Here is a 6,463-nt window from a genome sequence, read left to right on the forward strand (position 1 = left end):
AATGTGAGTACAGCCCGTTGCAAAGGGTTCTTTGCAACGTCACATCCAAGGGAGTCCGGCCTGTAGGCCGTCACGTCAGACACCCACGGGAGGTGTTGATGTGGATCAAGAGATCGTTGAAAGAGTAGTCCTAAACAGACGTAAGGCTTGCGTGGTTGATTGCCGCGTGACCGGTTGTCTCACCCCCTTTACCTGCTCTCGATTCGGTGCGCTGAACGCACAGGACCGCGGTTTCACGCAACCTGCTGTTACAAACTGGTGGTAATCTCGGCGTTTTTCCGCGCCTGGGACGTCCGTTTTCCATGTCCAGCTCCTCCCCTTTGTTGTTGCGTCATCATCGCCCGTTCATGGCGTTCTGGCTGGCGCGGGTGTTTACCGCCAGTGGTTTTCAGATGCTCACCGTGGCCATCGGCTGGCACCTCTACCAGCTGACCGGCAACGTGCTGGACCTGGGACTGGTCGGGCTGGTGGAGTTCACCCCGCGGGTATTGTTCATGCTGCACACCGGGCATGTGGCCGACCGCTACGACCGGCGTCGGGTGGCGGCCCTGTGCCAAAGCGCCCAGGCCTTGATCGCCCTGGCGCTGGTGCTGGGCAGCAGCACCGACAATGTCAGCCGCGAGATGATTTTCGTGCTGGCCTTTTTGCTCGGTACCGCCCGCTCGTTCGAGATGCCCGCCACCCAGGCGCTGCTGCCGGCCATCGTCCCCGCCGAGCTGTTTCCACGTGCGGTAGCGGCCTCGGCATCGGCCATGCAATCAGCGACCATCGTTGCGCCAGCGCTGGGCGGCTTTTTGTATGCCTTCGGCAGCGTCTGGGTGTACGGCCCGACTGTCGTCCTATACCTGATCGCCTGCTGCCTGATGCTGAACCTGACCTCACGCCAGGTGCCCCTGAACACAGGCCGCGCCAGCATGGAATCGCTGCTGGCCGGGATTCGCTTTATCCGCAGCCGCCCGGACATTCTCGGCGCCATCTCGCTGGACCTGTTTGCCGTACTGCTGGGCGGCGCCACGGCGCTGCTGCCGGTGTTCGCCAAGGACATCCTGCTGACCGGCCCCTGGGGCCTGGGCCTGTTGCGTTCGGCGCCCGCGGTGGGTGCGTTGTTGATGTCGCTGTGGCTGGCGCGCTTTCCAGTGGAGCGCCAGGTCGGGCGCATCATGTTCACCGCCGTCGGTGTGTTTGGCGTGGCGACCATTGCCTTTGGCCTTTCCACCTCGTTCTGGTTTTCCCTGGCGGTGTTGGCAGTACTGGGCGCCGCCGACATGATCAGCATGGTCATCCGCGGCGCCTTTGTGCAGCTGGAAACGCCCGATGAAATGCGCGGCAGGGTCAGTGCGGTGAACGGTTTGTTTATCGGAGCTTCCAACCAGCTGGGCGAGTTTGAGTCCGGGGTAACGGCGCACTGGTTCGGGACCGTGCCGGCGGTGGTGCTCGGCGGGGTGGGCACGCTGGTGGTGACGGGGGTGTGGATAAAGTTGTTCCCGAGCTTGGCGGGACGGGATCATATGCATACTCGGCGATGATGCCTTTGCGGCAAACGTAGGTCACGTTCAACCGGTGGGAGATTCTTGTTCAAGGGCAAATCTTGTTATTGAGGCGTCTCTTTCTGTGGGAGCGGATTTATCCGCGAATAGCTTCAAAACGGTGTGTCAGGCAAACCGCGTGAAACTATTCGCGGATAAATCCGCTCCCACATCAAAGGCGACTCGCACTTCAAACCCGAGAAATTCAAGCCCCCAAAAGGGCCGCCGTCTGCGCCCTCACCCCCTTGCCACACACCTGCTCCACCAGACTCAAGGCAAACGCCAGGGCTGCGGCAGAGTTTTGCGCGGTAATGCAGTTGCCATCCACCACCACCGGCTGATCAATGAAGTTGCAACTGGACAGCCCATGGCTGAAGTCCGGATGACAGGTCATGCGTCGTTGCTTCAATACGCCGTAGGCCATGAGCGCCAGCGCCGGCGCTTCGGCGATCCCGGCATAGAAATGCCCGCCCGCTGCTTGCTCCTGCACGCGCTGGCGCAACGGTTGATGACCGGCAAGGTGAAGACAACCCGGCTCCCCGCCCGGCAGCACAATCAAGTCGAAGGGCTGGGCCAGTACATCGACCACCATCGCATCGGCGGTCAGGCGCGTGCCGCGCACGCCCGTGAGCATTCGCCGCGACTCGACACTGGCGACCACCACCTCGATTCCGGCACGGCGCAACACATCGATCAACGTCACGCTTTGCAGATCGTCGATACCATTGGCAATCGTAATCAAGGCTCGTTCAGTCATGGATAAACTCCGGCTGGCTATTCACCAAGCGTAGTCCATTCACCTTACAGACCTGCCCATCGGACGATTCATACCCCGGCCCGAGCCATGCTGGTATGATGCGCGGCTTTTTCCCGACCCATGGAAAATCCACGGCCTGCGGCACAGTCTGTGCTTTGATTTGTGGGTCGAATACATTCACGGCGCCCCTTGGCGCCACGGGGAGCAGGCATGCTGGAAAGGCTGTTTCAACTCAAGGCACACGACACCAATGTGCGCACCGAGATACTGGCGGGCGTCACCACCTTCCTGGCCATGGCCTACATTCTGTTCGTCAACCCGAGCATCCTCGGCGAGACCGGTATGGACAAGGGCGCGATCTTCGTCGCCACCTGCCTGGCGGCGGCCATCGGTTCGGCCGTCATGGGCCTGATCGCCAACTACCCGATCGCGCTGGCGCCGGGCATGGGCCTGAACGCCTTCTTTACCTATACCGTGGTACTGAACATGGGCCACACCTGGCAAGTGGCGCTAGGCGCGGTGTTCATTTCGGCCGTGCTGTTCTTTCTGCTGTCGATCTTTCGTATCCGCGAATGGATCGTCAACAGTATCCCGCTGCCCCTGCGCTCTGCCATTGCGGCCGGTATCGGCCTGTTCCTGGCGCTGATCGCCCTGAATAACGCCGGCATTGTCGTGGATAATTCGGCGACCCTGGTGGGCCTGGGCGACCTCAAGCAGCCGGCACCGGTCCTTGCCACCCTGGGCTTTTTCCTGATCGTTGCACTGGAAGCCATGAAGATCCGTGGTGCCGTGCTGATCGGTATTCTCAGCGTCACCGCGATCTCAATCATGATGGGCTTCACTCCGTTCGGCGGCGTGATGTCGATGCCGCCTTCGCTGGCCCCGACCTTCCTGCAACTGGACATCAAGGGAGCGCTGGATATCGGCCTGGTCAGCGTGATCTTCGCTTTCCTGTTCGTTGACCTGTTCGACAACTCCGGCACCCTGATCGGTGTGGCCAAGCGCGCCGGGCTGATGCGCAAGGACGGTCACATGCCGAAAATGGGCCGCGCCCTGATCGCCGACAGTACCGCGGCCATGGCCGGTTCGCTGCTGGGCACCTCGACCACCACCAGCTACATCGAATCCGCCGCGGGCGTGAGTGCCGGTGGCCGCACTGGCCTGACGGCCATTGTGGTGGCGGTGCTGTTCCTGCTGGCGCTGTTTTTTGCTCCGCTGGCGAGCAGCGTTCCGGCGTTTGCCACCGCGCCTGCACTGCTGTTCGTCGCCGTGCTGATGACCTCGGGCCTGGCCGAAATAAACTGGGACGACGTCACCGAAGCCGCTCCGGTCGTGGTAACGGCCCTGGCCATGCCACTGACCTATTCGATCGCCAACGGCATCGCCTTCGGCTTTATTTCCTGGACAGCGATCAAGCTGATTTCCGGTCGCGGCCGCGACTTGAACTCGGCACTGGTGATCCTGTCGATTCTGTTCGTTATCAAGCTGGGCTGGTTTAACGCATGAGTGCTGTCCTCGACCCTTCCGACTACACCCGTCAGCTCGACGCCAAGGTTGAACGCCTGCGCGAACTGCTGGCGCCGTTCGATGCGCCGCAGCCTGCAGTGTTCGATTCGCCGCGCGAGCATTACCGCCTGCGCGCCGAATTTCGCCTGTGGCGCGAAAACGAGCAGCGCTTCTATGCGATGTTCGCCCCAGGTGAAAAACACACGCCGATCCTGATCGAAGACTTCCCCATCGCAAGCCGGCGCATCAATGAACTGATGCCCCGGCTCAAGGCGGCCTGGCAGGCCAGCTCAGCCCTGAGCTTCAAGCTGTTCCAGGTGGAGTTCCTGACCACGCTGGCGGGTGACGCAATGATCACCCTCTGCTATCACCGCCCGCTGGACGAGCACTGGCAGGTGGCGGCCGAGCAGTTGGCCGCCGACTTGAACGTCAGCATTATCGGCCGCTCCAAGGGCAAGCGCGTGGTCATCGGCCGCGACTATGCCGTGGAAGAGCTGACCGTTGCCGGGCGCAGCTTCCGTTATCGCCAGCCCGAAGGCGCCTTCACCCAGCCCAACGGCGAGGTGAATCAGAAGATGCTGAGTTGGGCTTATGACGCCTTGGGCGATCGCCAGGATGACTTGCTGGAGCTGTATTGCGGCAACGGCAACTTCACCCTGCCCCTGGCCACCCGCGTGCGCAAGGTGCTGGCCACGGAGATCAGCAAGACTTCGGTCAACGCCGCCCTGCACAACCTGGCCGACAATGACGTCGACAACGTCACCTTGGTGCGCCTGTCCGCCGAAGAGCTGACCGAAGCGCTCAATGAGGTTCGACCCTTCCGTCGCCTGGAAGGCGTTGACCTGAAAGCCTACGAGTTCGGCAGCGTTTTCGTCGACCCACCGCGCGCCGGCATGGACCCGGACACCTGCGAGCTGACCCGCCGTTTCGACAACATCCTGTACATCTCCTGCAACCCGGAAACCCTGGCGGCCAACATCGCGCAACTGCACGACACCCACCGGGTAGAGCGCTGCGCGCTGTTTGATCAGTTCCCCTATACGCACCATATGGAAAGTGGTGTGTTGCTGGTTCGTCGCTGACCCTCCCGCCTGGAGGGGCCGACCGCCCCTCCAATCTTGTTCGCTGATCGAACAGTAAATACGTTTGCATCGCTCACGCGATTGACCGAATTAACCAGTTAGTACAATTTATCGGAACTCACTCCTTCTTCCCCAAGAACAACACCGGAGTCTTTCCCGATGAGTCGTACTGCTTTGGTACTCAACGGTCCCAACCTGAATATGCTCGGCACCCGCGAGCCCGCCAACTACGGTCATGAAACCCTCGCAGACGTCTCGGCGTTGTGCAGCCGCACCGGCGAAGCGCTGGGCCTGGACATCGAATTTCGCCAGACCAACCACGAAGGCGAGATGATCGACTGGATTCACCAGGCCCGCGGCCGCTGCACCGCGATCGTGATCAATCCCGGCGCCTGGACACACACCTCTGTCGCCATTCGCGATGCCTTGGTGGCCAGTGAAGTGCCGGTGTTCGAAGTGCACATCTCCAATGTCCACAAGCGCGAAGAGTTCCGCCATCACAGCTATGTCTCCGGCATTGCCGTGGCGGTCATGGCAGGCTTCGGCACCCACGGCTACGCTCTGGCTCTGCAGCATGTCGCCCACCTTCACAAAGGCCAGGAGCAATGAGCATGGCGAGCAAAAACAGTGTACTTGCCGGCTTGATCGGCGCCGGCATCCAAGCGTCGCGCACTCCGGCCCTGCATGAACATGAAGGGGCGGCCCAGGGCCTGGGTTACCTGTATCGGCTGATCGATCTGGATCAACTCCAGCTCGACAGCAGCGCGCTGGAAGAGCTGCTGACCGCCGCCGAGCGCATGAGCTTCACGGGCCTGAACATCACCTTCCCTTGCAAGCAAGTCATCCTGCCGCTGTTGGACGAGTTGTCTGATGAGGCCCGCGGGATCGGCGCGGTGAACACCGTGGTGCTCAAGGACGGCAAACGCGTTGGCCACAACACCGACTGCCTGGGCTTTGCCGAGGGCTTTCGGCGCGGGCTGGGCGATGTCGCTCGCGAGCGCGTGGTGCAGATGGGCGCTGGCGGTGCCGGTGCCGCGGTGGCCCATGCGCTGTTGAGCGAAGGCGTCGGCCAGCTGAGCATCTTCGATGTGGACTCGAGCCGCGCCCAGGCGCTGGCGGACAACCTCAACCAGCATTTCGACGGCGGCCGTGCGCGCGTCGGCAATGACCTGGGCAGCGCCCTGGCTGCCGCCGACGGGCTGGTCAATACCACGCCGATGGGCATGGCCAAACTGCCGGGCATGCCGGTGCCCAGGGAACTGCTGCGGGCGCAAATGTGGGTTGCCGAGATCGTCTACTTCCCGCTGGAAACCGAACTGCTGCGCGAAGCCCGGGCCTTGGGTTGCCGCACGCTTGACGGCGGCACCATGGCGGTGTTCCAGGCGGTGAAAGCGTTTGAGTTGTTCAGCGGACGTGAGGCGGATGCCGAGCGCATGGTGGAGCACTTCAACAGCATGAATGGCTGATAATGAAATGGCTACCCCCGCCGCCCCCTGTGCTAGCCCACTAAGCTTCCACAGGGGGCTCATCGGAGATTATTGCCATGAACGAAGCAGCTATCGCCGCCATCGATCTGGGAAAACACTCTTTTC

The 6,463-nt window shown here is 61.9% G+C and carries 6 protein-coding genes; 5 read left to right on the top strand and 1 reads right to left on the bottom strand.

Annotation, left to right across the window (positions count from 1 at the left end):
* Nucleotides 1-302: 302 nt before the first annotated feature.
* Nucleotides 303-1,526: an MFS transporter gene (locus tag GUY40_RS16335; RefSeq protein ID WP_166569941.1), complete on the top strand. Its 1,224-nt coding sequence runs from the start codon at nucleotides 303-305 to the stop codon at nucleotides 1,524-1,526.
* 205 nt (nucleotides 1,527-1,731) lie between these two features.
* Here the strand turns inward: GUY40_RS16335 and GUY40_RS16340 are convergent, their stop codons facing one another.
* Nucleotides 1,732-2,283, bottom strand: a complete 552-nt coding sequence (locus GUY40_RS16340; RefSeq protein WP_166569942.1) for a DJ-1 family glyoxalase III — start codon at nucleotides 2,281-2,283, stop codon at nucleotides 1,732-1,734.
* Nucleotides 2,284-2,493: 210 nt separating this feature from the next.
* Here GUY40_RS16340 and GUY40_RS16345 point away from each other — a divergent pair, with 210 nt between their 5' ends.
* From GUY40_RS16345 to GUY40_RS16360, 4 genes are all read left to right on the top strand, one after another.
* The gene (locus GUY40_RS16345) at nucleotides 2,494-3,789 is read left to right on the top strand and encodes an NCS2 family permease (protein WP_166569943.1); all 1,296 of its coding nucleotides are present in this window, start codon (nucleotides 2,494-2,496) and stop codon (nucleotides 3,787-3,789) included.
* Nucleotides 3,786-4,871 carry a tRNA (uridine(54)-C5)-methyltransferase TrmA gene (gene trmA, locus GUY40_RS16350; protein WP_166569944.1) on the top strand — a complete coding sequence of 362 codons (1,086 nt, stop codon included), beginning with the start codon at nucleotides 3,786-3,788 and terminating at the stop codon, nucleotides 4,869-4,871. The genes GUY40_RS16345 and trmA overlap by 4 nt, the downstream gene beginning before the upstream one ends.
* Before the next feature lie 159 nt (nucleotides 4,872-5,030).
* Nucleotides 5,031-5,480 (top strand): type II 3-dehydroquinate dehydratase, encoded by a 450-nt coding sequence (aroQ, locus tag GUY40_RS16355; protein WP_166569945.1) that lies wholly within the window; start codon nucleotides 5,031-5,033, stop codon nucleotides 5,478-5,480.
* Between the two features lie 2 nt (nucleotides 5,481-5,482).
* Nucleotides 5,483-6,337: a shikimate dehydrogenase gene (locus GUY40_RS16360; RefSeq protein WP_166569946.1), complete on the top strand. Its 855-nt coding sequence runs from the start codon at nucleotides 5,483-5,485 to the stop codon at nucleotides 6,335-6,337.
* Nucleotides 6,338-6,463: the final 126 nt, after the last annotated feature.

This window comes from Pseudomonas sp. R5(2019) (genome assembly GCF_009905435.1).
Lineage (GTDB): Bacteria > Pseudomonadota > Gammaproteobacteria > Pseudomonadales > Pseudomonadaceae > Aquipseudomonas.

Excerpts from the sequence above, each read along its gene's own strand:
- trmA (WP_166569944.1), top strand. The coding sequence starts at position 3,786 with ATGAGTGCTGTCCTCGACCCTTCCGACTACACCCGTCAGCTCGACGCC.
- GUY40_RS16340 (WP_166569942.1), bottom strand. The coding sequence starts at position 2,283 with ATGACTGAACGAGCCTTGATTACGATTGCCAATGGTATCGACGATCTG.
- aroQ (WP_166569945.1), top strand. The coding sequence starts at position 5,031 with ATGAGTCGTACTGCTTTGGTACTCAACGGTCCCAACCTGAATATGCTC.
- GUY40_RS16360 (WP_166569946.1), top strand. The coding sequence starts at position 5,483 with ATGGCGAGCAAAAACAGTGTACTTGCCGGCTTGATCGGCGCCGGCATC.
- GUY40_RS16335 (WP_166569941.1), top strand. The coding sequence starts at position 303 with ATGTCCAGCTCCTCCCCTTTGTTGTTGCGTCATCATCGCCCGTTCATG.
- GUY40_RS16345 (WP_166569943.1), top strand. The coding sequence starts at position 2,494 with ATGCTGGAAAGGCTGTTTCAACTCAAGGCACACGACACCAATGTGCGC.